28 protein-coding genes and 1 riboswitch are annotated in these 26,408 nt (G+C 66.7%); of the genes, 13 read left to right on the top strand and 15 right to left on the bottom strand.

Annotated elements, in window-relative coordinates; all coding sequences use genetic code 11:
* Window positions 1-16: 16 nt before the first annotated feature.
* From SHTP_RS03845 to SHTP_RS03860, 3 genes are all read right to left on the bottom strand, one after another.
* Window positions 17-337, bottom strand: a complete 321-nt coding sequence (locus tag SHTP_RS03845) for a hypothetical protein (protein ID WP_015357116.1) — start codon at window positions 335-337, stop codon at window positions 17-19.
* A gap of 849 nt (window positions 338-1,186) precedes the next feature.
* Window positions 1,187-2,836, bottom strand: a complete 1,650-nt coding sequence (locus tag SHTP_RS03855; protein WP_096369827.1) for a DNA repair helicase XPB — start codon at window positions 2,834-2,836, stop codon at window positions 1,187-1,189.
* 82 nt (window positions 2,837-2,918) lie between these two features.
* Window positions 2,919-5,177, bottom strand: a complete 2,259-nt coding sequence (locus SHTP_RS03860) for a helicase-associated domain-containing protein (protein ID WP_096369828.1) — start codon at window positions 5,175-5,177, stop codon at window positions 2,919-2,921.
* 71 nt (window positions 5,178-5,248) lie between these two features.
* On the opposite strand from SHTP_RS03860, the gene SHTP_RS03865 reads away from it, so the two are divergent.
* From SHTP_RS03865 to SHTP_RS03880, 4 genes are read left to right on the top strand one after another with little or no spacing between them, the layout of a single operon-like run.
* Window positions 5,249-5,449 carry a hypothetical protein gene (locus SHTP_RS03865; RefSeq protein ID WP_172607222.1) on the top strand — a complete coding sequence of 67 codons (201 nt, stop codon included), beginning with the start codon at window positions 5,249-5,251 and terminating at the stop codon, window positions 5,447-5,449.
* An 8-nt stretch (window positions 5,450-5,457) separates the two neighbouring features.
* Window positions 5,458-5,994: a cyclic pyranopterin monophosphate synthase MoaC gene (gene moaC, locus SHTP_RS03870; RefSeq protein ID WP_096369829.1), complete on the top strand. Its 537-nt coding sequence runs from the start codon at window positions 5,458-5,460 to the stop codon at window positions 5,992-5,994.
* Entirely contained in the window at window positions 5,991-6,476 is a 486-nt protein-coding gene (locus tag SHTP_RS03875; protein WP_011738645.1) for a MogA/MoaB family molybdenum cofactor biosynthesis protein, read from the top strand. The genes moaC and SHTP_RS03875 overlap by 4 nt, the downstream gene beginning before the upstream one ends.
* The gene (locus SHTP_RS03880; RefSeq protein ID WP_011738644.1) at window positions 6,473-6,898 is read left to right on the top strand and encodes a molybdenum cofactor biosynthesis protein MoaE; all 426 of its coding nucleotides are present in this window, start codon (window positions 6,473-6,475) and stop codon (window positions 6,896-6,898) included. The genes SHTP_RS03875 and SHTP_RS03880 overlap by 4 nt, the downstream gene beginning before the upstream one ends.
* A gap of 44 nt (window positions 6,899-6,942) precedes the next feature.
* Here the strand turns inward: SHTP_RS03880 and SHTP_RS03885 are convergent, their stop codons facing one another.
* From SHTP_RS03885 to SHTP_RS03900, 4 genes are all read right to left on the bottom strand, one after another.
* Window positions 6,943-8,079 carry a transglycosylase family protein gene (locus SHTP_RS03885; RefSeq protein ID WP_096369830.1) on the bottom strand — a complete coding sequence of 379 codons (1,137 nt, stop codon included), beginning with the start codon at window positions 8,077-8,079 and terminating at the stop codon, window positions 6,943-6,945.
* 9 nt (window positions 8,080-8,088) lie between these two features.
* Window positions 8,089-8,302, bottom strand: a riboswitch (cyclic di-AMP (ydaO/yuaA leader).
* A 212-nt stretch (window positions 8,303-8,514) separates the two neighbouring features.
* The gene (locus tag SHTP_RS03890) at window positions 8,515-8,784 is read right to left on the bottom strand and encodes a MoaD/ThiS family protein (protein ID WP_012396204.1); all 270 of its coding nucleotides are present in this window, start codon (window positions 8,782-8,784) and stop codon (window positions 8,515-8,517) included.
* Between the two features lie 13 nt (window positions 8,785-8,797).
* Window positions 8,798-9,880, bottom strand: a complete 1,083-nt coding sequence (gene moaA, locus SHTP_RS03895) for a GTP 3',8-cyclase MoaA (RefSeq protein WP_015357110.1) — start codon at window positions 9,878-9,880, stop codon at window positions 8,798-8,800.
* On the bottom strand, window positions 9,877-10,281 hold the full coding sequence (locus tag SHTP_RS03900; protein ID WP_011738640.1) for a YccF domain-containing protein: 405 nt from the start codon (window positions 10,279-10,281) through the stop codon (window positions 9,877-9,879). Before SHTP_RS03900 ends, moaA begins: the two co-directional genes overlap by 4 nt.
* Window positions 10,282-10,444: 163 nt before the next feature.
* Between SHTP_RS03900 and SHTP_RS03905 the strand changes: the two genes are divergently transcribed.
* From SHTP_RS03905 to SHTP_RS03915, 3 genes are all read left to right on the top strand, one after another.
* Window positions 10,445-10,849, top strand: coding sequence for a cold-shock protein (locus SHTP_RS03905; RefSeq protein WP_012396202.1), 405 nt, complete (start codon window positions 10,445-10,447; stop codon window positions 10,847-10,849).
* 186 nt (window positions 10,850-11,035) lie between these two features.
* Complete coding sequence (locus tag SHTP_RS03910; RefSeq protein ID WP_096369831.1) at window positions 11,036-12,988, top strand: acyl-CoA dehydrogenase family protein; 1,953 nt, start codon at window positions 11,036-11,038, stop codon at window positions 12,986-12,988.
* A gap of 12 nt (window positions 12,989-13,000) precedes the next feature.
* A complete protein-coding gene (locus tag SHTP_RS03915) occupies window positions 13,001-14,005 on the top strand; it encodes a glutathione S-transferase family protein (protein ID WP_020726538.1) in 1,005 nt (334 codons plus the stop codon).
* Here SHTP_RS03915 and SHTP_RS03920 read toward each other — a convergent pair.
* From SHTP_RS03920 to SHTP_RS03930, 3 genes are all read right to left on the bottom strand, one after another.
* On the bottom strand, window positions 14,002-14,856 hold the full coding sequence (locus SHTP_RS03920; RefSeq protein WP_096369832.1) for a hypothetical protein: 855 nt from the start codon (window positions 14,854-14,856) through the stop codon (window positions 14,002-14,004). The genes SHTP_RS03915 and SHTP_RS03920 overlap by 4 nt on opposite strands.
* Before the next feature lie 107 nt (window positions 14,857-14,963).
* Window positions 14,964-15,440 (bottom strand): DUF2771 domain-containing protein, encoded by a 477-nt coding sequence (locus SHTP_RS03925; RefSeq protein WP_420866645.1) that lies wholly within the window; start codon window positions 15,438-15,440, stop codon window positions 14,964-14,966.
* An 8-nt stretch (window positions 15,441-15,448) separates the two neighbouring features.
* On the bottom strand, window positions 15,449-17,125 hold the full coding sequence (locus tag SHTP_RS03930) for an MFS transporter (protein ID WP_096369834.1): 1,677 nt from the start codon (window positions 17,123-17,125) through the stop codon (window positions 15,449-15,451).
* 138 nt (window positions 17,126-17,263) lie between these two features.
* Between SHTP_RS03930 and SHTP_RS03935 the strand changes: the two genes are divergently transcribed.
* Window positions 17,264-18,067: a DUF3027 domain-containing protein gene (locus SHTP_RS03935; protein ID WP_011738633.1), complete on the top strand. Its 804-nt coding sequence runs from the start codon at window positions 17,264-17,266 to the stop codon at window positions 18,065-18,067.
* Here the strand turns inward: SHTP_RS03935 and SHTP_RS03940 are convergent.
* Window positions 18,064-18,519 (bottom strand): SRPBCC family protein, encoded by a 456-nt coding sequence (locus SHTP_RS03940; RefSeq protein ID WP_096369835.1) that lies wholly within the window; start codon window positions 18,517-18,519, stop codon window positions 18,064-18,066. The genes SHTP_RS03935 and SHTP_RS03940 overlap by 4 nt on opposite strands.
* A gap of 23 nt (window positions 18,520-18,542) precedes the next feature.
* On the bottom strand, window positions 18,543-18,824 hold the full coding sequence (locus SHTP_RS03945) for a DUF2530 domain-containing protein (RefSeq protein ID WP_020786032.1): 282 nt from the start codon (window positions 18,822-18,824) through the stop codon (window positions 18,543-18,545).
* 258 nt (window positions 18,825-19,082) lie between these two features.
* Between SHTP_RS03945 and SHTP_RS03950 the strand changes: the two genes are divergently transcribed.
* The 3 genes from SHTP_RS03950 to SHTP_RS03960 are packed head-to-tail and all read left to right on the top strand — an operon-like array spanning window position 19,083 to window position 20,634.
* Window positions 19,083-19,514 (top strand): Rv0880 family HTH-type transcriptional regulator, encoded by a 432-nt coding sequence (locus tag SHTP_RS03950; protein WP_020786033.1) that lies wholly within the window; start codon window positions 19,083-19,085, stop codon window positions 19,512-19,514.
* Window positions 19,511-20,350: a TrmH family RNA methyltransferase gene (locus tag SHTP_RS03955; RefSeq protein WP_096369836.1), complete on the top strand. Its 840-nt coding sequence runs from the start codon at window positions 19,511-19,513 to the stop codon at window positions 20,348-20,350. Before SHTP_RS03950 ends, SHTP_RS03955 begins: the two co-directional genes overlap by 4 nt.
* Complete coding sequence (locus tag SHTP_RS03960; protein ID WP_096369837.1) at window positions 20,347-20,634, top strand: DUF2537 domain-containing protein; 288 nt, start codon at window positions 20,347-20,349, stop codon at window positions 20,632-20,634. The genes SHTP_RS03955 and SHTP_RS03960 overlap by 4 nt, the downstream gene beginning before the upstream one ends.
* Here SHTP_RS03960 and sepH read toward each other — a convergent pair.
* Together sepH and serC are read right to left on the bottom strand one after the other, a co-directional pair.
* Window positions 20,631-21,422 (bottom strand): septation protein SepH, encoded by a 792-nt coding sequence (gene sepH, locus SHTP_RS03965; protein ID WP_020729594.1) that lies wholly within the window; start codon window positions 21,420-21,422, stop codon window positions 20,631-20,633. The genes SHTP_RS03960 and sepH overlap by 4 nt on opposite strands.
* A gap of 121 nt (window positions 21,423-21,543) precedes the next feature.
* Complete coding sequence (gene serC / locus SHTP_RS03970) at window positions 21,544-22,674, bottom strand: phosphoserine transaminase (RefSeq protein WP_096372313.1); 1,131 nt, start codon at window positions 22,672-22,674, stop codon at window positions 21,544-21,546.
* Window positions 22,675-22,880: 206 nt separating this feature from the next.
* Between serC and SHTP_RS03975 the strand changes: the two genes are divergently transcribed.
* Window positions 22,881-23,906, top strand: a complete 1,026-nt coding sequence (locus tag SHTP_RS03975) for an AurF N-oxygenase family protein (protein WP_012396188.1) — start codon at window positions 22,881-22,883, stop codon at window positions 23,904-23,906.
* Between the two features lie 18 nt (window positions 23,907-23,924).
* Window positions 23,925-25,610: an FAD-dependent oxidoreductase gene (locus SHTP_RS03980; protein WP_096369838.1), complete on the top strand. Its 1,686-nt coding sequence runs from the start codon at window positions 23,925-23,927 to the stop codon at window positions 25,608-25,610.
* 76 nt (window positions 25,611-25,686) lie between these two features.
* Here SHTP_RS03980 and SHTP_RS03985 read toward each other — a convergent pair whose 3' ends face one another.
* Window positions 25,687-26,145, bottom strand: coding sequence for a VOC family protein (locus tag SHTP_RS03985; protein WP_096369839.1), 459 nt, complete (start codon window positions 26,143-26,145; stop codon window positions 25,687-25,689).
* Window positions 26,146-26,408: the final 263 nt, after the last annotated feature.

The following is a 26,408-nucleotide window of genomic DNA, read 5'->3' on the forward strand; positions in this document are numbered from 1 at the left end:
GCTGCTGGGCCCCGGTCTACTGATTCGGGATCGAAGCCGGGCCGCGCACCGTGCCCTCGACATAGCCGTCGTGCAGTCCGCGATCGATCTCTCGTTCCGTCGCGCTCGGAATGTGAACTGGCAGTTCGGTACAACCGTTGCTCAGGCTCTGCAACGGGCTGGCGTCGGCGCCGGCAGGCGCGGTTCCGGCAACGCAGTCAGCCGCGCTGGCCGATGCCGCTGCGCTCACACCGAAACCGACAGCGATGGCAGCGCCGACAAGTAGTTTCGCGACCAGGGCGGTGGACTTTTGGTTGAGTGATCCCAGGGGCAGAGCGCGCGCATTCGGGAAGGACATGAAGACTCTCCTTTCGGGGCCGGCACGGCCCGGGCGAGTTGGTGTGGGAAACGCCAGAACTGCCTACGGGCGAGATGGCGCTGGTGGTTGTGAGGGCGGTCCCGGCGAACGGTGCCGGGCGGCCAGGGGGACAGAGGTGCGATGGTCGCGCCGAAGCGGCGGGCCTGAGCGGCGGTGGGTATGCGGTGCTACGTCACAGCGGCGCGATTAGCGCTGCGCCATCAGCAACGGGCCACGCAGAGCCGCATTAGCGAATCTTGACCGCCCGCAGCATTGGCGGGCTTGGCGGTATGGGTGAGGTTGGGCGCCAATTCCATTGCGAAAAGCGATGCCGGCTGCGGCGACCAGACCAAGTTCGGTGATAGAGGAATCCAGTTCGGCGGCCGACCACGCGTCATCCACATGCTGTGGAACGGCTTGGTGTGGGTTGGTACCGAGCCTGATGCCGTGGCGTTGTCAACATGGCTCACGGCCGGGGAATCGGCATGTAGTTGTGTTGACCCGAGGGCCCCGGAATGCGGGCTGTGGACTGAAATCCCGTGTGACCATGTCATCGGTTCGGGCAGCGAGGCCGCAGAGAACTTGGGGCGCAACGCCCAACCTGCGATCAACGCAACAAACACACTCAGCGCCGCGGCAACCACGATGGCTGACTGCCATCGCTGGATGCGCCGATCGCTGCGGGTGCTCATAAACGCCCGAATGTACAACACGACTCTTGGGCGGCCAATGCCCTGAGCTGTGAAAACGAGCAAAGTCAGGTGTGTGTTCTACCTACCCCGGCGCGAGCAGACGCAAAATCGCACCAAACGGGGCTCCGTTGGTGCGATTTTGCGTCTGCTCGCCAGGCTAGATCGCCGGGCCCAGCAGGTCGTCGGCGTCGCGGATGATGTAGCCATAGCCCTGTTCGGCCAGGAATCGTTGCCGGTGTGCGGCGTATTCGGAGTCCAGGCTGTCGCGGGCAACCACCGAATAAAACATTGCGCCACCGCCGTCGGACTTGGGGCGCAGCAACCGGCCCAACCGCTGTGCTTCCTCCTGACGCGAGCCAAAGGTCCCCGAAACCTGCACCGCCACAGAGGCCTCCGGCAAGTCGATGGAGAAGTTGGCCACCTTCGACACCACCAGGGTGGCTATCTCGCCACGCCGGAAGGCGTCGAACAGCGCCTCTCTTTCCCGAGTTTTTGTCGCTCCCTGGATGACCGGAGCATCAAGTTCGGTGCCCAGCTCTTCGAGTTGATCCAGGTAGGCCCCGATCACCAGGGTCTGCTCGCCGGGGTGCCTCTGCAGAATCGACTTCACCACAGCGATCTTGGTGTGCACCGTCGAGCACAGCCGGTAGCGTTCCTCGGGCTCGGCGGTGGCGTACGTCATGCGTTCGCTGTCGGTCATGGTGACCCGGACTTCGACACACTCCGCCGGGGCGATCCAGCCCTGCGCTTCGATGTCCTTCCATGGCGCGTCGTAGCGCTTGGGGCCGATGAGGGAGAAGACGTTGCCCTCGCGGCCATCTTCGCGGATCAGCGTCGCGGTCAGGCCCAGTCGCCGCTTGGACTGCAGGTCGGCGGTCATCCGGAACACCGGTGCCGGCAGCAGATGCACCTCGTCGTAGATGATCAGGCCCCAGTCGCGGCTGTCGAAGAGCTCGAGGTGGCGGTACTCGCCCTTGGAGCGGCGGGTGATCATCTGGTAGGTCGAGATCGTGACCGGCCGAATTTCCTTGCGTTCTCCGGAGTACTCGCCGATCTCTTCCTCGGTGAGCGAAGTGCGGGCCACCAGTTCGCGTTTCCACTGCCGCGCGGCGACGATGTTGGTGACCAGGATCAGCGTGGTCGCCTGGGCCTTGGCCATTGCGGCCGCGCCGACCAGTGTCTTGCCCGCCCCACACGGCAGCACCACCACGCCGGAACCGCCGGCCCAGAAGGAGTCGGTGGCCAGCTGTTGGTAGTCGCGCAGCTCCCACCCGTCGGGCTGCAGGCTGATCGGATGCGCCTCGCCGTTCACGTAGCCGGCGAGATCATCTGCGGGCCAACCGATCTTGAGCAGCAGCTGCTTGACCCGGCCTCGCTCGCTGGGGTGGACGATTACGGTGTCGTCGTCGATGCGGGCGCCCAGCATCGGCGCAATCTTCTTGTTGCGCAGCACTTCTTCGAGCACGGCCCGATCCAGGCTGATCAGCGTCAACCCATGCGCGGGGTGCTTGACCAGTTGCAGCCGGCCATAGCGGGCCATGGTGTCGACGATGTCGACGAGTAGTGGCTGGGGTACCGCGTAGCGCGAGTGGGTGACCAGCGCGTCGACCACCTGCTCGGCGTCGTGGCCGGCCGCCCGGGCGTTCCATAGGGCCAGCGGTGTGATCCGGTAGGTGTGCACGTGTTCCGGTGCGCGCTCGAGCTCGGCGAACGGCGCGATGGCCGCGCGTGCGGCGCCGGCCTGCTCGTGGTCGACCTCGAGCAGAACCGTCTTGTCGGATTGCACGATCAGGGGTCCGTCGGTCATGCGTGCCGCCCTTCGTCACAGCAGGGTGCTAGCCGCACCGCATCGCCATCTGGGTGGTCACCGAAGTGGATCATGGGATCCATTATTGGCCGTCGGCCGAGACGACCGACGTGATGCGGTGCACAGCGAAGTCACGCAGCTTTCCCGAGGTGGAATCGATGGCGGTCAACTGACCGCCCCGGATGACGATGGGGGACACCACTCGCTGGGTGGCCACGCCCGCGGCGTCGAGGTAGCCGATTACCAGGGTGGCCTGGTCCTTTGCGGCGCGCTGCAGCAGCGACATCGCGACGGCCGGATCGATGCGGATATTGCCGAATGGTGCCGAGGTCACCGTGCGCAGCACCTCGATGATGCCGTTCAGCGTCTCACCGCTGGGCCGCGCCGGGGGCCGATAGGGCCGGCGTTGGTTGGGCGCGGGAACCCGGGCGCCGCGGGGCCGGACGTCGACAATCGCGCCGGTGGAGTCCTCGGCAGCGGGGGCGAAGCCCGCACTGCGCAGGGCGACGAGGACCTCGCCGATCGGGGCGGGTGAGACCGCCACGGTCGGGGCCAGGGCGCGCAGCTGCACCGCCTCGGCGGCGGGTGCCGCTACGGCTTGGGCTAGCAACGCGGGGTCTTCGCAGCGCACGAACGAGGTGGCCATGCCGATGCGGAGTTGGCCGTGCCGGCGCGCCACGTCGTCGATGAGGTAGGTGAGCCCCTGCGGGACCGGTGTCTTGGAGTGGTCCGCGAAAAACGTGTGCATCCAGCCGCGGGTCTTGCCGATGTCGAGCGCATGCCGGATGGATTGTTCGCTGACCCGGTACACCATCGCCGCACCGGCCGATTCGATGGTCGCAACGGTTGCCAGTTCATCGGCGAGGTCGCGCTGCAGCGGACCGGGTACCACGACGGTCAGGTCCGCTTGGACCAGAAAATGGTCGATCGGCTTCGGCAGCGCCGCGGCCATTGCGGCAATCACGGCGGCGGGGTCGCCGCCGTGTTCCAGCAGGGTGCGCCCGGGCTTGCTGATCGCGCCGCGCCCGACCAGCCCCAGGGCCTCGCTCTCGGCCAACAGATCCGAGATCGGCTCCGGCTGCAGTCTTCGGCTCCATCGCGGGCGCTGCCAGATCAAAGCGGCCGAAGCCGTCACCGGATCGACACCGGCGCCGGCGGGTAGCTCAGCGAGCATGCCCAGCAGCAGCCGGCGATCCAATGGCGCTGCAGTCGAGAACAGCGAATCAGACAAGGCGCTATAGGGCTTGGCGTCGGGGCCCCGGCTGCCGATCAACGCCGGGCGGCCGGGCAGATCGAGCCACGCGGTGGCCAGTAGCTGCCACCGCTCGGCCGGTGACATCGTGGTGAACCGGTCGGCGGTGGCGGTCGGCGCCCAGTACGGTCCGTCACCGTGGTCGGGCAGCGGATCGGGCATGCCGCTGGCGATCAGTCCGGCCGCCGCCGCCACCTCGAGGATCAGGCCTAGGCGCGCCTCGTCGATTCCGACCGCCTTGGCGATCCGCTTGATCTCACGCACCCCGAGTCCACCGCTGCGCAGCTCGACAACCGGCATGGTGCCGAGGTTCTCCAGCAGTGCTTCCACCTCACGCAGCAGGTCGATCACCGCTCCGGCGGCCGCCGCGTCGACGTCCTCGGGGGTGGTGGTGGAAACCACCGGGTCGGGTGCACTGAGCTGCATCGGACCGGGCCGTTCGCCGCGGAGCACCTGGCCGACGTGGCGGGGCAAGATCACGGTGTCGGCGTCGATGCGCCGCAGCAGTCCCATCGTCAAGAGCTGCGGCACCGGGCGGTCCGGGGCGGCACCGGGTGCGGCGTCGCGGGTGCGGCCCATCGGCGACCCCTCGAGCAGTTTGTCCAGCACGTCGCGTTGCGGCTGGTCCAGCCCGGCGATCAGTTCGGCAATTTGCTCGCCGGTTCGTGAGTTGTCCTCGAGAGTTGCCTGCCCCGGGTGCCAGGGCAGCGCGGTGCCGGCATCGGCGGCGATCCGAACGGTGGTGTCGCCCCAGGCCAGGGCGCGCAGTTTGAGGTCGGTGAGCGCCTCGGTCAGTTCGGCCTGGGTGGCGCGCTCACCGATCAGCGACACCAGCTTTGCGATCGGCACCGGCTCGGTGTCGGCCAGCAGCACCAGCAACGCATCGAGCACCGCCAACCGCAGGAAGTCGAGTTGTTCGGTCGCAGCCTTGACCGATTGACGGGCCTGGGCCCGCGCGGCCAGCGCGGCGATGCTGCCAGGTGGCGGCTGGGCAAGGTCCGGCCGCAGCTCGAGTAGCGTGATCAGCCGCTCGTCGGGCAATTCGGCCAGCCAGGACCCCAGCGGGATTTCCGGGGTGTGTTCGGTCATTGCTGATCAGCGTAGGCCCGACCGGTGACCTTGCGCCGCGGACGGCAGGTAAACCTGTCAGAATGGACGCCGTGGCTGACATTGCTGAAGGCAAGGCGGGTAAGAGCAAGTACGTGGACAACGGCTGGCCGACCACGGATCCGGATGACCACGCCGTGAGCGAGCTGGTGACCGACCGAACAGGGGCGCTGTCTCCGTTCGGTGAGGTGGTGTTTCCGCTGGCCGCAGACGATCTGCCCTACCTGCACCCGGTGACAGTCGTCAACAGGTAGTCGTTGGGATGGCCGAGCCCCCCAACGCATCCAAGGCCCCCGCGGCATCGGCGACACCCGGGGCAGGCTCTTATCCCTCAGGTGGGCTATCGCATCTGGATGAGCGGGGAGCCGCGCACATGGTCGACGTCACCGAGAAGGGGGCCACCAGACGCACGGCTATTGCTGCGGGCTTTCTGCGCACCTCGACGGAGGTGGTGGCGCTGATCTCGAGCGGCGGCCTGCCCAAGGGGGATGCGCTGGCCACCGCGCGGGTGGCGGGAATTCTGGCGGCCAAACGCACCAGTGACTTGATCCCGCTGTGTCATCAGCTCGCCCTGACCGGTGTCGACGTTGATTTCACCATGGCTGAGGCGGATGTCGAGATCACCGCGACGGTGGGCAGCACCGACCGAACCGGTGTCGAGATGGAGGCACTGACCGCTGTCAGCGTCGCGGCCCTTACGCTCTACGACATGATCAAAGCGGTCGACCCAGCCGCTCGTATCGACGATGTCCGGGTGCTCAGCAAACAGGGCGGGCGCAGCGGAAGCTGGTCGAGGTGAGCACGGCTCGCTCGGCCCAAATCATCATCGCTTCAACGCGTGCGGCATCCGGTGTGTACACCGATGAATGCGGGCCGATTATCGCTGAATGGCTTGAGCAACGCGGCTTTTCGCCGCTGGAATCCAAGGTGGTCGCCGACGGTAACCCGGTCGGCGAGGCGCTGCAGGACGCGGTCGAGGCCCAGGTGGACCTGATCATCACCTCGGGCGGCACGGGGATTTCGCCTACCGACTCGACCCCGGAGCAGACCGTGGCGGTGCTGGACTTTGTGATCCCGGGATTGGCCGACGCCATCCGGCGCGCCGGCCTGCCGAAGGTTCCGACCTCGGTGTTGTCCCGAGGGGTGTGTGGTGTGGCCGGCCAAACCTTGATCGTCAACCTGCCTGGTTCACCTGGCGGCGTTCGGGACGGGTTGGATGTGCTCGCCGACGTCGTGCACCACGCGCTCGATCAAATCGCTGGCCAAGACCACCGGCGATGACGCAGGTTGTGCGGGCCCTGCTGACCGACCAGCCGATCTCTCTGGCCGAACACGAGGAACTGGTGGGCCGGCCGTCGGCGGGAGCTGTCGTCGGTTTCGTCGGGGTGGTGCGCAACCACGATGGTGGCCGGGAAGTGTTGCGGCTGGAGTACTCCGCGCACCCGTCGGCCGGCCAGGTGCTAGCCGAGGTGGTGGCCGATGTCGCCCAACACGCCGCCGGTGTGCGCGCGGTCGCGGCCAGCCACCGAATCGGGGTCCTGCACGTGGGCGATGCAGCCTTGGTGGCCGCCGTGGCTGCCGATCATCGCGAGGCCGCGTTCACCACGTGCGCGAAGTTGGTCGACACGATCAAGGCGCGGCTTCCGGTGTGGAAGCACCAGTTCTTCGGTGATGGTTCCGAAGAATGGGTGGGTTCCGCCTAACCCGCTCGGCTTTCCGCGCCCGTCGGTTTAGGGGTGACCCTGTCTCAGGCGAAGACGGCCGGCTGCGCGAGCGCGTCGAGCGCGTCGTTGCCGCTGATGTTCTGTCCCACGATCGCCTGCCACAACTTCTTGGTGTAGGCGACGGTCGAAGCCTCGTGGACGTCCACCGGCGGTGCCAGGTCTTCGGGGGCCGGCGGCAGGTCGGCCGGGGCCGGCGGCAGGTCGGCCGGGGCCGGCGGCAGGTCGGCCGGGGCCGGCGGTGCCAGGTCTTCGGGGGCCGGCGGCAGGTCGGCCGGGGCCGGCGGTGCCAGGTCTTCGGGGGTCGGCGGCAGGTCGGCCGGGGCCGGCGGTGCCAGGTCTTCGGGGGTCGGCGGCAGGTCGGCCGGGGCCGGCGGTGCCAGGTCTTCGGGGGTCGGCGGCAGGTCGGCCGGGGCGGGCACGTCGTTGCCCACCAGCTCCACCGGGGGCGCCACGTCCTCCGGCGCCGGCGGCAAGTCGGCCGGCGCGGGCGCGGCCACATCCTCAGGCGCAGGGGGGAGGTCCTGCGGCGCGGGCGGCAGGTCTTCTGGGGCGGGGGGCAGGTCGGCCGGGGCCGGGGGTGCCAGGTCTTCGGGGGCCGGCGGCAGGTCTTCCGGAGCGGGCGGCAGGTCGGCCGGCGCGGGCACGTCGTTGGCCGCCAGCTCTACCGGGGGTGCCGGGTCAGCCGGGGGCGGGACGTCATCTCCGGGGGGCGGGGCCAGCGGTGCCGGCTCGCCGTTGATTCCGGGGGCGTCGAGCGGGGCATCCAGCGCGGCCGGAGCGGGGACGTGGCGGGGAGTGGCGGCCGACAGGCCGTGTCCGCATACCGGCCAGGCTCCGCGGCCCTGAGTGGCCAGGACGCGCTCGGCGACCGCGATCTGCTCTTCGCGACTGGCCAGCTGCGCGGATGGCGCATATTCGCCGCCACCGTGGGAGGCCCAGGTGCTCTGCGCGAATTGGACGCCGCCGTAGTAGCCGTTGCCGGTGTTGATCGCCCAGTTGCCGCCAGACTCGCAACGGGCCACCTGGTCCCATTCGCCGTCGGTGGCCGCGGCCGCGTGGCCGGCAAGGGCGATACCACCGCCGCCGAGCACCGCGCCGGTGAAGGCGATCTTGGCGACGCTGACGTTCGAGGTAGTGGGCTTACGGTGACGTCCACTCATACGTTCAGTAATTCCTCTCGGTACACGCCTGCGAGGTCAGCTGTCGGGTTCGGGTTGGAGAGGTTACCCGGCCGGCGTCGTACTACATCTGTGGGACGACGTCGGCTTCACCCCAAGGGCTGTGAAGGGCCCGGTCCGATCTCGGTGGACCTGGTGGGTCCCCCGCCTCCATCCGTGGGTCGGAATCCCCCGCCTACCGGATGGAGCTCGGCGCGTTGTAGGGAGGGCAGGCAAGTCAGTTGGGTTCGGTTGACCAGCCCTGAGAGACGGTAGCGGTTTCAGGCGTTCTCGTCACGCACGAAGTAATGAGGTGTTTTCCGCGCAACCGTGGGCTAAAACGCCAGGAAAGACCACTGTTTCCGCAGCTCATAGCGTCCCGACATCACCTCGTGTCCCGGTCGTTATCGTTCCGTTACGTGAGGCAATTCACAGGGCTTAGCCGCCGGCGAATGGCGGGAGTACGTCAACCGTGTCGCCGGTGGATAACGCGGTGGCGTCATTTCGGACAGCAATTCCGTCCCTGAGGTAAGAGCATCGGCCCAACACCGTCGCCAGCCGCGTGCTCCGGCCGGCCAGCGTGTCGACCAACTCGGCAACGGTGGCGTCAGGCCGCAACCCGACCGTTTCGCACTCGATCCCCGCCGCCGCCCGTGCGGCGGCGAAGTAACGAACGGTGACCTCGATCCCGGCGGGCTGATCGGGCACGGGCGCCTTCGGGCTAGCCACCGATCGCGCTCATGGGGCGCTGGGGCTGGACGAAATCCGGGTTGTTGATCCCGTGGCCGGCCGGTTTGGCCCACATCGCGCCGCGCCACGCCGCTTCGATCGCCTCGTCGCCGGCGCCGGCGCGCAGCAACCCGCGAAGGTCGGTTTCCTCGGTGGAGAACAGGCAGCTGCGGACCTGACCGTCGGCGGTCAGCCGGGTGCGGTCACACGTCGAGCAGAACGCGTGCGAAACCGAGGCGATGACCCCGAACTTACCGGCGGGCGTGTCAGGACCGGCGTCGACCAGCCAGAGCTCGGCAGGAGCCGAGCCGCGTGGCGCTGGATCAGGCCGAAGCCGGAAATGGGGTTGCAGCGCCGCCAACACATCGTCGGAGCCCAGCAGCGCGTTGCGCCGCCACTGATGTCCGGCGTCGAGTGGCATCTGCTCGATGACCCGCAGCTGGTAGCCTTGCTCCAAACAGAATCTCAGCAACTCGACGACGTCTTGGCGGCCCGTCTCGGGGTCCAGCACGGCGTTGACCTTGACCGGAGTCAAACCGGCAGCCCTGGCGCCGGCCAGGCCGTCCAGCACATCGGTCAACCGGTCCCGGCGGGTGACGGCCGCGAAGTGGGCGCGGTCCACGGTGTCCAGCGACACGTTGACCCGGTCCAAACCCGCCTCCGCCAATGCCGCTGCCCGCTTCGCCAGACCCACACCATTGGTCGTCAACGAGATTTCCGGGCGGGGCCGCAGTTGGGCCGCCGCCGCGACCACCTCTTCGAGATGCCGGGCCAACAGCGGCTCGCCGCCGGTGAACCGCACGCTGGTGATCCCGAGCCGGGTAACCGCGATGCGGAGCAGCCTGGCCAGCTCCGCCGGTCCAAGCAGCTGCTCGCCGGGCAGCCAGTTCAGGCCTTCCGCGGGCATGCAGTAACCGCAGCGCAGATTGCAGCGGTCGGTTAGTGACACCCGCAAGTCGGTGGCGGACCGGCCAAAGCGATCCAGCAGCGGACCATCGCCCGGTGCGTCGGATGCGATCGCCGAGCCTTCCGACCGGCCACGCACCGTCGGGACGCCCAGCGCGGTCACCGTCATCGGGCCACCCGCTCGTATCGGGTCGGCCAGTCGGCGGAAACAATCTCCTTGCCCAGCGGAACCAGTGACACCGGGATCAGCTTGAGGTTGGCCAGCGCCAGCGGGATCCCGATGATCGTTATCGCCATCGCCACCGCGCTGACCAGGTGCCCGATGGCCAGCCAAAGCCCGAACAGCAGGATCCAGATGACGTTGCCGATCAGGGCGCCGGTTCCAGCGCTGGGCTTTTCGACGATCGTTCTGCCGAACGGCCACAACGCGTAGGACGCGATCCGCAACGCCGCGAAGCCGAACGGAATGGTCACGATGAGCAGAAAGCAGATCAGCGCCGCGACCAGGTAACCCAGGGCCAGCCAAAGGCCGCCGAACACCAGCCAGATAACGTTCAGTATTAGGCGCATATCTCCTCCAGCAGTGGTGCCAGCCTACCGAGTGCCGGATAAACAGGGATGCTTGGCGGGCCAGCATCCGAGTAGGATCTGTGATCGTCCTCGCGTCCTGCGCATGCGGGACGCATCTTTTTGTTGTAAACCCAGTGATCCGTCAGACAAGCAGGTGAGAGCAGTGCCGACCGGCAAGGTGAAGTGGTACGACTCCGACAAGGGGTTCGGCTTCCTGTCGCAGGAGGAGGGCGAGGACGTCTACGTTCGTTCCTCTGCGTTGCCGGCAGGCGTCGAGGGGCTTAAAGCGGGGCAGCGGGTGGAATTCGGTATCGCGTCCGGGCGGCGCGGACCGCAGGCGTTGAGCCTCAAATTGCTCGACCCGCCACCGAGCCTCACCCGCACCCGCCGCGAGGCCGTTGAGCACAAGCACAGCCCCGACGAGCTACACGGCATGGTCGAGGACATGATCACGCTGCTGGAGAGCACCGTGCAGCCAGAGCTGCGCAAGGGGCGCTACCCGGACCGCAAGACCGCCCGGCGGGTCTCCGAGGTGGTCAAGGCCGTGGCGCGGGAGCTCGACGCTTAACCGTTGGCGCAATACGTCCGCTCGGGCATCGAATCGGGTTGACGTCAGGGCTTTTTCAAAGTGGCTGGCCCGCTGGCCGCGTTCGTCATCGTCGGGCACTTCCGCTTGCCGTTGTGCGCCGTAGTATTGCCTGTGTACGGCACCAGGTTTTTCCTATCGCGGTGAAGTCGTAGCGCGGAGGCAACGATGGCACAGCAGGCGCAGGTCACCGAGGAGCAAGCGCGAGCTCTTGCCGAGGAATCCCGTGAAAGTGGCTGGAATAAGCCATCTTTCGCGAAGGAGCTATTCCTCGGACGCTTTCCGCTGGAGCTGATAAATCCCTTCCCCCGGCCGTCGGACGCCGAGGAGGCGCGCACCGCGGCGTTTCTGTGCCGGCTGCAGGAGTTTCTCGGCACCATTGACGGCAGCGTCATCGAGCGAGACGCCCAGATTCCCGATGAATACGTCAAGGGCCTGGCCGAACTGGGTTGCTTCGGCATGAAAATTCCGTCCGAATATGGCGGATTGAGCATGTCGCAGGTTGCCTACAACCGCGCGCTGATGCTGGCATCGACGGTCCACACCAGCCTGGGCGCGCTGCTGTCGGCGCACCAATCGATCGGTGTGCCTGAGCCACTGAAACTCGCCGGAAGCCCCGAGCAGAAGAAGAAATTCTTGCCGCGGTGCGCCGCCGGTGCCATCTCGGCCTTCCTGCTCACCGAGCCCGACGTCGGATCCGATCCGGCCCGGCTGGCCTCGACGGCCACACCGATCGACGACGGTCAGGCCTACGAACTCGAGGGGATCAAACTGTGGACCACCAACGGTGTGGTTGCCGAATTGCTGGTGGTGATGGCCCGGGTGCCCAAGAGTGAGGGGCACCGGGGTGGAATCAGCGCATTCGTGGTCGAGGCCGATTCACCCGGAATCACCGTCGAACGGCGCAACAAATTCATGGGACTGCGCGGCATCGAGAACGGCGTAACCAGGCTGCACCGCGTGCGGGTGCCCAAGGAGAATCTGATCGGTCGGGAGGGGGATGGTCTGCGGATCGCGCTGACCACCCTCAACGCCGGGCGGCTGGCGATACCCGCGATGGTGACGGGGGTGGCCAAATGGTCGCTGAAAATTGCGCGTGAGTGGTCCGGCGAGCGAGTGCAATGGGGCAAGCCGCTGGGCAAGCACGAGGCGGTCGCCGGCAAGATCTCGTTCATCGCCGCCACCACGTACGCGCTTGAAGCGGTGGTGGAGATATCGGGTCAGATGGCTGATGAGGGCCGCAACGATATCCGCATCGAGGCGGCGCTGGCCAAGCTGTGGTCCAGTGAGATGGCGTGCCAGGTCGCCGATGAGCTGTTGCAGATCCGGGGCGGGCGTGGCTATGAGACCGCCGAGTCACTGGCTGCGCGGGGTGAGCGTGCGGCACCGGTGGAGCAGTCGTTGCGTGATGTTCGGATCAACCGGATCTTCGAGGGATCCAGCGAGATCATGCGGTTGCTCATTGCCCGCGAAGCGGTAGACGCGCACCTGACCGCCGCTGGGGATCTGGCCAAACCCAACACCGATCTTCGGAAGAAGGCGGCAGCCGCGGTTGGCGCCAGCGGGTTCTATGCAAAATGGTTGCCGCAGCTGGTATTTGGTGAGGGACAGCGGCCCAAGGCGTATCACGAGTTCGGCCCGCTGGCCGCTCATCTGCGATTCATCGAACGCTCGACTCGCAAGCTGGCCCGAAACACCTTCTACGGGATGGCCCGCTGGCAGGCCAAGCTGGAACAAAAGCAGGGCTTTCTCGGTCGCATCGTCGACATCGGTGCGGAATTGTTCGCCATGTCCGCGGTATGCGTGCGGGCCGAAGCCCAACGGGTCGCTGATCCGATCGTCGGACGGCAGGCCTACGAGCTGGCGGAGGCATTCTGCGGACAGGCGACTCTGCGGGTGGAAGCGCTGTTCCACGGGTTGTGGACCAACACCGATGTCGGCGATGTCCGCCTGACCAACGACGTGTTGGAGGGTCGGTATGCCTGGCTGGAGGATGGAATCATCGATCCTTCCGAGGGCACCGGACCCTGGATTGCGCATTGGGAGCCCGGGCCGTCCACGCAGCCGAATGTGGCTCGGCGCTTCCTGCCTGACTCGACGTCAGCCGAGGCGAAGCTGTAAGGCTGTCCACCCATGGGATCATATGTTGCCGGCGCCGGTGAATTCAGCCGCGACACCAACTACATCACCACCCGCATCACCGCCGACGGGCGCGACGGCTATGCGGTGCAGCCCGGTCGCTATCGCCTCATCGTTGCCCGGGCTTGTCCGTGGGCCAACCGCGCCATCATCGTGCGCCGCCTGCTGGGTTTGGAACCCGTTCTTTCCATAGGCTTTTGCGGACCCACCCATGACGCGCGCAGCTGGACCTTCGACCTTGATCCCGAAGGTCTGGACCCGGTGTTGCAGATCCCGCGACTACAGGACGCCTACTTCAAGCGCTTCCCGGAGTACCCCAAGGGCATCACCGTTCCGGCGATCGTCGATGTACCGACCGGCGCGGTGGTCACCAACGACTTCGCGCAGATGACCTTGGACTTGTCCACGCAGTGGGCCGCCTACCATCGCGACGGCGCCCCGCAGCTGTACCCGTCACGGTTGCGACTCGAGATCGACGAGGTGAGTCAGCGGATCTACACCGAAGTGAACAACGGCGTGTACCGCTGTGGCTTTGCCGGCTCACAGCAGGCGTACGAGGCCGCTTTCGATCGGCTGTTCGGCGCATTGGACTGGTTGAGCGATCGTCTGGCGAGTCGACGCTATCTGGTGGGGGACACCATCACCGAGGCCGACGTGCGGCTGTTCACCACGCTGGCCCGTTTCGATCCGGTGTACCACGGTCATTTCAAGTGCAATTGGTACAAGCTCAGCGAGATGCCCGTGTTGTGGGCGTACGCTCGTGATCTGTTCCAGACCCCGGGATTCGGCGATACCGTGGACTTTGTCCAAATCAAGCAGCACTACTACATCGTGCACGCCGACATCAACCCCACCGGGATTGTTCCCAAAGGCCCCGATCTGGCTGGCTGGTTGGCGCCGCACGGACGGGAAGCGCTGGGCGGCAGGCCCTTCGGTGATGGCACGCCGCCCGGGCCGCCGGTCGCAGGGGAGCGGGTCCCGGCCGGTCACGGAGCCTAGGTTCTGCGCACGAGCGCGTGTCGAACCTGCGTCACGACGATGTCAGGCCGGTTTTTCAGTGTCTGCGCGTTGACTCGAACAATCGTCCACCCGCGCGCTTCGAGTTCGGCCGATCGATCGAAAGCGTCGCTGCGCGCCGCGTTATTCCACTGACCTGCGCTGTCAAATTCGACGCCGACTTTGCATTCCGGCCAGCCCATGCCGATCCGGGCCGCCACCGCGCCCCAATCGTCGAGTACCTTGATTTCGGTTTGGGGCGCTGGCAGGCCAGATCGAATGATTAGCAAGCGAATTCGCGTCTCATAGGGCGAATCGGCGCCGGCGTCGACCAGCGGTAGTGCCTGACGTAGCTGGATCAACCCGCGAGCACCGCGATGTCGCTCGGCGAGCATCTCGACGTCGGCCACCTTCAGCTCGGTGGCACGCGTCAGTGCATCGAGTCGAATCACCGCTGTGGTCAGTCCTTTTCGCCTTCCGAGGTCGAATGCCGTGCGCGCCGGAGTGGTCAGGGCGATGCCGTCGCGCACGCATACCTCGTCCTCATCGAGGCAGGCGCTGTGGGAAATGATGCCGCGCGCCTTGTCCCGGCCCCGTCGGTTGGGTTCGGCCGGTAGCCAATCGTCGATCCATCCCGTGCGGTGCAGCGCCGCGGGGGACAGGCCCACCGCCGTTGCGGACCGCCCCGACCACAACCACGCGGCGATGGCCCGCGTCACCGCCGTCAGCTTCTTCCCGCGGGGGATGTACACGTTGCGGTGAACCATCTCGAACTGGGTCCGCAACCGGTGTGGTGTGACGGCTCCGGCGGCTAGTGCTTCAGTGCCCCGGAACGGCCAGTCCAAAATCTCCATGCCGACACGGTGCCTGGCCGTACCGACACGTCCGAGCGAATGTCGAGTTGTTGGGGGTCCCGCGAAGATCTGCCGACGGCGCGCCGCCCGGTGAGCCGATGAGGTGGCTAGAAGACCACGCGCATCGACCATTCCGCGTGCGGTGCCTCCCGCAGTTCACCGGAGGGATCGACCACCAACGTCAGCAACTGCACGACCACCCCGGTGAGCCGCCCGCGTTGCGGGTCGACGGTGGGGATGGTGACAGCCAACCGACTGTTCGGCCGGAAGATGACGGCGGTGGTATTGGTCGGGTCGTCGTAGAGCTGCAGCAGCCGCCACGGTGCCCGGGAAATGACCTGCGGGACCGACAGCTGGACCGGATAGCGTTCGGTCACCGGCAGTTCGCCCTGAGTCTGCGGCGTCTGGCACTCGTCGAGCCTGAGCACGTCGCAGTACGTGTATGGACCTACCCGGGTCAGGTGCCCGTGTGAGTACAGGCTGATCTCGGGCCGTTGTGGATCGGAATTGCGTGCCAGTAGCCAGGCGCCGACGCCCGCGCTCGCCGACAACCCCAGCACCACGACTGCGATCAGCGCAGTCATCCAGCGTTTCACTGCGGTCCCACTCCCGCCGTTGCGGTCCCCCGGCGCGTGGTCTCCTGCTCGGCCATGACGGGACGGTTGCCCCCGAGGCCGGGTATCAGCGAGTCGCCCCGAAAGCTGACAATTGTTTGTGCCAGACCCAGGATCAGCAGCGCGCTGACCGTGGTGAAGCCGATCCACAGGTCGGTGTAGATCAGCACGCCGACCGCCCCGCCCAGGACCCATGCCAGCTGCAGGGTCGACTCCGAGCGGCCAAAGCCCGATGCCCGCGATTCCTCCGGGAGGTCGTGTTGCAACGACGCATCCAGTGAGGCCTTGGCGATCGCACTCGAGCCCGACGTGACCAAGGTGGCGATGACGGCAGTCACGAGGTTGCCGGCCACCGCGGCCGCCAGCGCGAAAGCGGTGACCACCACGGTGCAGCGCACTACCAGCACCGCCGGCCTACCCAGCTGTAGGCGAGCGCTAGCGAAGTTTCCGGCGAAATTGCCGATTGCGGCCGCCGCGCCGATCAAGCCCAGCATCCCCAGCTGAACCCACCCGTTGGCATCGTGGGCCTTGGCGACAAACGCCGGGTACAAGAACAGGAAGCCGACCATCACCTTGATGGTGCAGTTACCCCACAGCGAGGTAATGATGTTGCGGCCCAAGGGTTGTCGCAATGCTCCGCTGAGATTCTTGACTTCTTCGGGCCAGCTTCGGCGTTGCCTGCCACGGTCGCGGTGGTAGCTCAGTGTCGCGGGAACCTCGCCCGCGGTCACCTCGACCCAGCGCGGAATGCGCATGGACAGCAGCGCACCGGCCACGGTGACCGCGACAACGACGAACAGCGCTCCCGGCAACTCGAACAGGCGGGTGCAGGCGAACTCGACCCCCGCCGCGACGGCACCGCCGGCCATGGTCCCGCCGAGCAGGCCGAATACCGTCAGGCGGGAGTTGACTCGCACCAAGTCGATGGACGGCGGCATCACCCGGGGCGTCATGGCACTGCGCAGCACGCTGAAGGACTTCGACAACACCATCATGGCCAGTGCGCAGGGATAGAGCACCCAGGACGGGAAGCTTCCGCTGGCCCCGTCGTAGTTCATGATCAGCACCAAGGCCAACACCGTGCGAAGTCCGAACGAGAGCGCCAACGCGACGCGCCGGCCGTGCTGCAGTTTGTCCAGCGCGGGACCGATCAACGGGGCGACCACGGCGAACGGAGCAATCGTGATCAGCAGGTAGAGGGCCACCTTGGATTTGCTCTCGCCGCTGGCCGCCGCGAATAACAAGGTGTTGGCCAGTGCCACAGCCATCGAGGAGTCGACCGCGAAGTTAGCCATCGTCGGCCACGTCAGCGCGGTCAACCCCGACTTGTCGGCGCCGTCGGCGGTCGCGGCGCGCTGGACCATCCAGTACATCCGCGAACCCATCTCCCGGCTGCGCATTGCCGCGGCGCGGGTGACGGTGATCCGTTCACCGCTGCTGAGACCGCGCGGGGGTGGTGGGGGCGCCTCGTTCCCCTCCGCGTCGTCTTCGGATTCCGGCTCCCGGTCCAGCGGCGGGAGGTAGCGGTTGGCGCTTGGCATGGGCGGTGGACGGCGCGTGCGACGGTTGCCGGGGCCGTCGGTGGGGTAGTTCGCCATCCCCGGGTGCTCACTGACCGATCCGTTTCGGGTGCGGCGGCCCGGGGACGCGGCCATTCGGCCCTGGTGATCACGCCGCCATCCAGACACAAATCAATTCTGTCCTATCTCGCCGCCCCGTGTAGGCAACCGGGTGTGGCTCGCCTCCCGTGTCTTCCGGCAGTATGGGAGTCGCTTGCAGAAAGGAAAGGGAATGTGACCGGACCCTTTGAGGACTCGACGGAATCCTCCGCGACGGCCGTGGCCGAGTGGCCCGAAGAGCTGGCGCCGACGCTCACGGGTGCGGTTGCGCTGGCCAGGGAGGCTGTCGAGGAGTTCAGCGGCGCCGAGGCTGTCGGAGATTACCTGGGCGTCAGCTACGAAGATCCCAATGCCGCCACCCACCGATTCCTGGCGCATCTGCCCGGCTACCAGGGCTGGCAGTGGGCCGCAGTGGTGGCCAGCTACGTCGGTGCCGATCGGGTCACCGTCAGTGAGGTGGTGCTGGTCCCGGGCCCAACCGCGCTGCTGGCGCCGGCCTGGGTGCCGTGGGAGCAGCGGGTACGGCCGGGGGATCTAAGCCCGGGAGACCTGCTGGCGCCGGCGAAGGACGATCCACGGCTGGTGCCGGGTTACGCCGCCAGCGGTGACGCTCAGGTCGATGAGACCGCGGCAGAGGTCGGGCTCGGCCGGCGCTGGGTGATGAGCGGTTGGGGCCGTGCCGAGGCGGCGCAACGATGGCACGACGGAGACTGCGGCCCCGACTCGCCGATGGCGCGATCGACCAAGCGAGTGTGTCGAGACTGTGGGTTCTTCCTACCGCTGGCCGGATCGCTGGGCGTGATGTTCGGGGTATGCGGTAACGAACTGGCGGCCGACGGACGCGTTGTCGACAAGCAGTACGGTTGCGGCGCGCACTCGGATACCCCCGCTCCGGCGGGCACCGGCTCACCGATGTACGAGCCGTATGACGACGGAGTGCTCGATGTCGTGGAGAAGCCGGCCGAGTCGTCGGACTAGCCTGCTTCGGCGGCAGCCTTGATCCTGGCCAGCGAGGTGTTCATGCCTTCGACCAGCTCACGTTCAAAGTTCGTGTTGCCGCCGAGCAGGGCATTCACCGACATGCTCGAGAATGCGCTGACGCCGTTTTCGGCGTGACGGCTCTCGGTCAGCCGGGTTCCCGCGCCGTGCGGCGCCAGCTCGTAGCTCCAGATCGTGCGGTTGGTATCGACCCGGAATGCCAGCTTCTGCTCGGGGATGACCTCCACGATTCGGGAGCTGGTGGGCCAGAACAGGCGGTTGCGGCGGTTGAAGTTCAGGGTGCGGGTGCCCTGGCGCAACGGGCCGAATTGGTGCATCCAGCGGCACTGCGGGCTCCACTCGGGCATCCGTCGCAGATCGGATATCAACGTCCAGACCTTCGAGGGTGGCGCGTCGATATCAATGTGCGTTTGCAACAGCGGAGATGCCATGGGTCCTCCCGGGTAGGCAATTACTAGTCGATTTGCTGGTCGAGGTAGGTCTCGAGTCCGGCCTGAGCGCCGCGCGCACCGCGGCGGGCAGCGGCAAGCTGCCAGACGAAAAGGCAGGTACCGAACAATCCCACCACCAGTCCGGCCACCGTCACTGGACGCCAGCCCTGCAGACTGGGGACCAGGAACGCCGCCATGGCCGCGCCCAACCAGGCGAGCGCTCCGACCAAGATGACCGGCCACACCTCGAGCAGGACCGCCGGTAGCGGAGGCGGTTCGGGGCTTTGGTCGGGCTCGATACTCATCGTGTCTCCAAGATAGCCAAGTCGCCATCCAGGCGGCCGTACGGATGTAGGTGGGTTTGCCCTCGCGCCGACGGCGGGGTCGTTCTCGTGTCCGCGAGCGCCCCATCGGCCCAGGCCGCCCCGGGCGCGGCCAGGCTTCGGTAAGCGGTGTGCCAAAGCGGTCGCGGGCGGTCGCGCCGAATCCTGACCGTCGGACACGGCGGGCATGGGTTTGCCGTTCTGAACCCGCGCCATTGCGTTCCGATGTAACCTCGCGCTGTGCCTGACAGCGATGGGCGGCTGGCTAGCGACTTGTCGTTGGCAGTTATGCGGTTGGCCCGCCAACTTCGATTTCGGAACCCCTCGTCGCCGGTGTCGTTGTCTCAGTTGTCGGCATTGACCACGTTGGCCAATGAGGGCGCGATGACACCCGGCGCGTTGGCGATCCGCGAGCGAGTCCGCCCACCGTCGATGACTCGGGTGATCGCTTCCCTGGCCGACATGGGTCTGGTGGATCGCACGCCGCACCCCGTTGACGGCCGCCAGGTGCTGGTCTCGGTGTCCGAAGCGGGTGCGGAGCTGGTCAAAGCGGCGCGGCGGGCCCGCCAGGAATGGCTGGCCGAGCGCTTGGCGACGCTGGACGGCGACAAGCGCGACATTCTGCGCAACGCCGCCGACATCATGATGGCGCTGGTCGACGAAAGCCCGTGACCGCGCACAGCCATGTTCGCGACGTCGATGTGCGAGATGTCAGCGATCCCGACGACCCGTGCCTCGATGATTTCCGCGACCTCAACAGCATCGACCGCCGGCCCGACCTGCCGTCGGGCAAAGGGCTGGTGATCGCCGAGGGCGTGTTGGTCGTCCAGCGCATGCTGGCGTCGCGGTTTTCGCCGCGCGCGTTGCTGGGGACCGATCGCAGATTGCTCGAGCTGAAAGAAGACCTGGCCGGCGTTGGGGCACCTTACTACCGGGTCTCCCCGGACGTCATGGCGCAGGTGGTCGGGTTTCACCTCAATCGTGGCGTGTTGGCCGCCGCGAGCCGGGTGGTCGAGCCCAGCGTTGGGCAAGTCGTGGATGGCGCCCGCACCATCGCTGTTCTCGAAGGTGTCAATGACCACGAGAATCTGAGCTCGATCTTTCGCAACGCGGCCGGCCTGGGCGTGCACGCGGTGATTTTCGGCAGCGGCTGCGCCGATCCGCTGTACCGCCGCGCGGTGCGTGTCTCCATGGGGCACGCGTTGCTGGTGCCCTACGCGCGCGCAACCGATTGGCCCGCGGAGCTTGTCGCACTGAAAGAACGCGGATTTCGGCTCTTGGCGCTGACACCCAAGGGCGACGCTCGTGCGCTGCCCGAGGCGATGGACGCCGTGGGCGATCAACCGGTTGCCTTGCTGGTGGGCGCGGAGGGACCGGGACTGACGGCGGCTGCGCTGCGGATCAGCGACCTGCGGGTGCGCATCCCCATGTCGCGGGGCACCGACTCGCTCAACGTGGCGACGGCGGCCGCTTTGGCCTTCTATGATTGGGCTAGGCTCGGCCAGTGACTGACGAACGCGGTGAATTTGTCCCCTGGGCTGCGGGTTTGGCGGTGGCCGCCTTTGTCGCAGCGGTGGTAGGGGTTGGCGATGCGGTGCTCAGCATCGGGCTCATTCGCGTGCATCCGCTGCTGGCGGTCGGTCTCAACATCGTGGCGGTCGGCGGGCTGGCACCGTCGCTCTGGGGCTGGCGGAACACCCCGGTGCTGCGCTGGTTTGTGCTGGGAGCGGGGGTGGGTGTGGCCGTGGCGTGGTTGGCGCTGATCGGCCTCGCCGGATTGGGCAGCCGCTAGCGCTGGCCGCTCGAACGCACCCCGAGCAGCACGTCCTCCCAGGCCGGGATGGCCGGCTTGCCACGGCGGCTGCTGGCCGGTTGTTCGGCCGGAGCGGGCGGGGTCTGCTTCGCCGGTTTGGCGGGCTTTGCCTGCTTGGCCGGCTTTGCGGGTTCGTCGAAGGCCAGGTGCGAGACCGGTGCCAGGGGCCGTAGCGGTGCCTTGTACTCCGGGTCGATTAGTTCGCTGGCCGCGTCGTCGATCGCGGTGACCGTGCCGCCGTGGGCTCCCGGGGCGAAACGGAAATGCGCGAGGTTGTCCGAGCGGCCGGCCTTCCAGGCCAGCTGTACCGTCCAGCGGCCGTCTTCGTTGCGCCAGGCGTCCCAGTCGAGCCGTTCGGGGTTGAGGCCACGGGTCACCAGCGCTGCGGTGATGGTTTCAAGCAGCGTCAGAACCGCGGGGCCGTCGGCGAGCATGGGGTGCGCGGCCGTCGCCAGTTCGGCGGCGCGCGAGCGTTCCAGCAACACCGGGTGGGCGAAGCGTTGGATGCGCGCGATGTCTGAGCCTGACGCGGTGGCGACCTGTTCGACAGATGCCCCGGCGCGGATGCGAGCTTGAATTTCCTTGGGACTGAGCATGTTGGTGACTTCTATGTCGAGTTGTGGTTGCTCGGGCGGTATCGGTTGGCGCTTCAACGCGGCCCGCAGCCGGTCATCGGCGGGCAGCTTGTATTTCTCGGTTGAGTCGACACCCTCGCAGAGAATGTATTTGCCGTCGGCGTCGAGCCCAACCACTCTCAGTTCCCGCATGGCTTCTCCTCGCAGGCTCCGTGCAGGTCGGCACCGGACCTGTTACGTTGCGAACTTTACAGCAGCGAAAGGCTGCCGCCGCGCTGACACGCTGGACGGTTGCCGGTTGATAACGGCGAGGTTAAAGACGCTCGACAACCCAGTCGATGCACTGGGTGAGTGCGCTAATGTCGTCGGGTTCCACCGCGGGGAACATCGCGACCCGCAGCTGGTTGCGGCCCAGCTTGCGGTACGGCTCGGTGTCGACGATGCCGTTTGCCCGCAGGGTCTTGGCCACGGCGGCGGCATCCACGTCGTCAACGAAGTCGATCGTGCCCACCACCTGTGAGCGCAGGGCGGGATCGCTGACGAACGGGGTGGTGTAGGGACGTTCCTGCGCCCACGAGTACAACCGCTGCGACGAGTCGACGGTGCGCTTGACGGCCCAGTCCAGCCCGCCATTGCCGAGCAGCCAGTCGAGCTGTTCGGCCAGCAGCACCAGGGTGGCGATCGCCGGAGTGTTGTAGGTCTGGTTCTTCAGGCTGTTCTCGATCGCTATCGGCAGCGACAAGAAGTCGGGGACCCACCGGCCGGACGCGGCGATGGCCTCGACGCGCGCCAGCGCGGCCGGGCTCATGATGGCCAGCCAGAGGCCGCCGTCGCTGGCGAAGTTCTTCTGTGGCGCGAAGTAGTAGGCGTCGACCTCGGTGATGTCCACCGGCAGGCCGCCGGCGCCCGAGGTGGCGTCGATGACAACCAACGCTTCGCCTGAGCCGGCCGGACGATGCACCGGCACCGCCACACCGGTCGATGTCTCGTTGTGGGCCCAGGCAACGACATCCACGGAGGGGTCGGCCTGAGGTTCGGGTGCGCTGCCCGGGTCGGCCTTGATGATGATCGGGTCGCCGATGAACGGGTTCTTGGCGACGGCCGAGGCGAACTTCGAGCTGAACTCGCCGTAGGTCAGGTGCAACGACCGTTTGTCGATCAAGCCGAAGGCCGCGGCGTCCCAGAACGCCGTCGCGCCGCCGTTGCCCAGAATGACCTCGTAGCCGTCGGGCAACGAAAAGAGGTCGGTCAGCCCCGACCGCACCTGGCCGACCAGATTCTTGATCGGTGCCTGACGGTGGGAGGTGCCGAACAGCTCGGCTGCGGTGCTGGCCAGGGCCTGCAATTGGGCGGGCCGGACCTTGGACGGGCCGCATCCGAAGCGCCCGTCGCTGGGCTTGAGGTTGGCGGGAATGTCGAGGGAAGTCGCGAGCTGGTCAGCCATGGTAATCAGGGTAATGAGAGGTGGCGCGGTGGTGACCAAGCGGGCCGAAAAATGCCTGGCAGCGCGATCCGATGTGAGCGAGCCCACAGTTGACCGCCCGCTGGGGCTTGGGCCACTCTCCCTTTCGAGGGTCTGGATAATTCCCGGTACCAGCGGTACCGTGTTCATCACACGTCCGAATGTAAACCTCATCGAGGAGGGCTGTAATGGCCAGGACGCGAATGGTTCGGCGGTGGCGCCGCAATATGGAAGTGCGCGACGACGCCGAGTACGTGGAAATGCTCGCCACACTGTCCGAGGGGTCTGTGCGGCGGAATTTCAACCCGTACACCGATATCGATTGGGAGTCACCGGAGTTCGCTGTCACTGACAACGATCCCCGGTGGATCCTCCCGGCAACGGACCCGTTGGGGCGCCATCCCTGGTACCAGGCTCAATCCGAAGAACGCAAGATCAAGATCGGGATGTGGCGGCAGGCCAACGTGGCCAAGGTTGGGCTGCATTTTGAGTCCATCCTGGTCAGGGGCCTGATGAACTACACCTTCTGGATGCCCAACGGATCACCGGAGTATCGGTACTGCCTGCACGAATCGGTCGAAGAGTGCAACCACACCATGATGTTCCAGGAGATGGTCAACCGTGTCGGCGCCGACGTGCCCGGGATGCCCCGGCGGTTGCGTTGGATTTCGCCGTTGGTCCCATTGGTGGCCGGCCCGCTGCCGGTGGCGTTCTTCATTGGTGTGCTCGCCGGCGAGGAGCCCATCGACCACACCCAAAAGAACGTGTTGCGCGAAGGTAAGTTGCTCCATCCGGTCATGGAACGGGTGATGGCCATCCATGTCGCCGAGGAAGCCCGGCACATCTCGTTTGCGCACGAATTCCTCCGCAAACGCTTGCCGAAGCTCACCAAGCGGCAGCGGTTCTGGATCTCGCTGTACTTGCCGCTGACGATGCGGTCGCTGGCCAATGCGATCCTGGTGCCGCCGAAGGAGTTCTGGGCGGAGTTCGACATCCCGCGTGAGGTCAAAAAGGAGCTGTTCTTCAGATCGCCAGAGTCGCGAAAGTGGTTGCGCGACATGTTCGCCGACGTGCGGATGCTGGCCCACGACACCGGTCTGATGCAGACTCGCTCGGCGCGGTTGATGTGGCGTATCTGCAAGATCGATGGGGAGCCGTCTCGGTATCGCAGCGAGCCGCAGCGCCAGCACTTGGCCGCTTCGCCCGCCGCATAGGCCGTTACGAGCTGTTCTATGCCGCACGTTATTACCCAGTCGTGCTGCAACGACGGGTCCTGTGTGTTCGCCTGCCCGGTCAATTGCATCCACCCGACACCTGACGAGCCCGGCTTCGCGACGTCGGAAATGCTCTATATCGATCCGGTGGCCTGCGTGGACTGTGGTGCATGTGTGAGCGCCTGCCCGGTGGGGGCGATTGCGCCCGACTCGCGGCTGGACTCCAAGCAACTGCCGTTCGTGGAAATCAATGCGTCGTACTATCCGCAGCGTCAGGGCGGCGAGAAGCTACCGCCAACGTCAAAGCTGGCACCGGTGATCCCCGCTGCCCAGGTTCGGCCGCGCAGCCAGCCCCTCACCGTCGCCATCGTCGGGTCCGGGCCCGCGGCGATGTATGCCGCCGACGAGTTGCTGGTTCAGCATGGCGTGCGCGTCAACGTCTTTGAGAAGCTGCCCACGCCCTACGGCTTGGTGCGCGCCGGTGTGGCGCCGGATCATCAGAACACCAAGCGGGTCACCCGATTGTTCGACCGGGTGGCACGCCATCGCCGGTTTCGGTTCTACCTCAACGTGGAGATCGGCAGGCAGCTGAGTCACGCGGATTTGTTGGCCCACCATCACGCTGTGGTGTATGCGGTCGGCGCGCCCGATGATCGTCGTCTGCGCATCGATGGGATGGGCTTGCCGGGCACCGGTACCGCGACCGAGTTGGTCGCATGGATAAACGGGCATCCAGACTTCACTGACCTACCTGTCGACCTGAGCCACGAGCGCGCGGTGATCATCGGCAACGGAAATGTCGCCCTCGACGTGGCACGCATGCTCACCGCGAATCCGGACGACCTGGCTCGCACCGATATCGCTGACCCGGCGCTGCGCGCACTGCGCAACTCGGCGGTTCGCGAGGTGGTGATCGCCGCCCGCCGCGGACCCGCCCACTCGGCGTTCACTCTGCCCGAGCTGATCGGGCTCACGGGTTGCGCCGAGGTGGTTCTCGACGCGGCCGATCGTCAGCGGGTCCTTGACGATTTGGCAACCGTCTCTGACCAACTGACCAAGCGCAAGCTGGAGATCTTGGCAACGCTGGGGGAGGGCTCGGCGGCATCGGGCCCGCGCATCCGGCTGGCATACCAACTCACCCCCCGATCGGTGCGTGGTGAGCAGCGAGCCAGCGGCGTGGAGTTTTCGGTGACCGGTACCGACGAAATGCGCACCCTCGATGCGGGGCTGGTGCTGACGTCGATCGGGTATCGCGGCACGAAGATTGGCGATCTGCCGTTTGACGACAATGCGGCGGTTGTCCCCAATGACGGTGGCCGAGTCGTGGACCCGGTTCGCGGCGCCCCGGTGCCAGGTGTCTATGTCGCGGGCTGGATCAAGCGCGGGCCCTCCGGGTTCATCGGCACCAACAAGTCCTGCTCGCTGCAGACGGTTGCGGCGCTGGTCGCCGACTTCAACGCGGGCAAGCTGGGCGATCCGGTGTGCAAACCGGCCGCGTTGGCCAAGCTGGTGCATACCCGCGAACCCGACGTCATCGACTCCGCGGGATGGTTTGCCATCGACGCGGCCGAGATTGCACGCGGTAACGCCGAGGGGCGTCCGCGCAACAATTTCACCGATGTGGCCGACATGCTGGGTGCCGCCGCCTCGGGGGCACCGGTGCGCCCGTCTCGTGGCTTGCTCGCGGCGATCCTCGGCAGGTAAGCGAAGTCGTCAGGCCGCGCCGTTGCGCACGCGCCGCGGTACGGCGACGCCTGCGCAACGGCAGGGTTGATCTGCGTTAGTTGCTCGCCTGTGCGGACATGGCTGCTTGGATCTCCTCCATGCTGACCTCGCGTACCGGCTGGCCCAGCGACCAGTGGTGGCCAAAAGGATCGGCGATAACTCCGTAGCGGTCTCCCCAGAATTGGTCGTCCAACGGCGCCACAACCGTGGCTCCGGCATCCAGTGCCCGCTGGAACTTCGCGTCCACATCGGTGACGGTCAGATGGATAGTGACCGGTGTTCCGTCCAGGGATACCGGTGTCATCGACTTGCCCCCGCACATCTCGGGAAAGTCGTCGTTGAGCATCACGGTAGAGCCGTTGATCCGAAGCGCGGCGTGGACCAGCCTGCCGTCCGGACCGGGCACCCGGCCCAACTCCTCGGCCCCGAAGGCCTTGACGTAGAAGTCGATGGCGGCCGCGGCGTCGTGAACGACGAGGTGGGGGGACAGGGCGGGTTCGACGTTGATTGTCATGAAAGTCTCCTTGCTGTTGGTTTCCCGAATGGGCTCACCGGTACTGACCCAAGCCGCGACACAAACTCATCGCTGCGTTCGTCATTTAACCGCGGGGCACCGACAAGCCCCGGTGGCTTGTGGCCGGACGGGCGCTGGCCGCCTGTGCGGGACTCTTGTATCAGGCGCAGATCAGGCGCAGGTCAGGCGCGGATGAGGCGCGGATGAGGCGACGGACGGTGGCCGTCGCTCGGTGCGGTTCGCCTCGGTTCCCGACCGCCCCT

It is taken from the genome of Mycobacterium ulcerans subsp. shinshuense (assembly GCF_002355775.1).
Taxonomy (GTDB): domain Bacteria; phylum Actinomycetota; class Actinomycetes; order Mycobacteriales; family Mycobacteriaceae; genus Mycobacterium; species Mycobacterium marinum.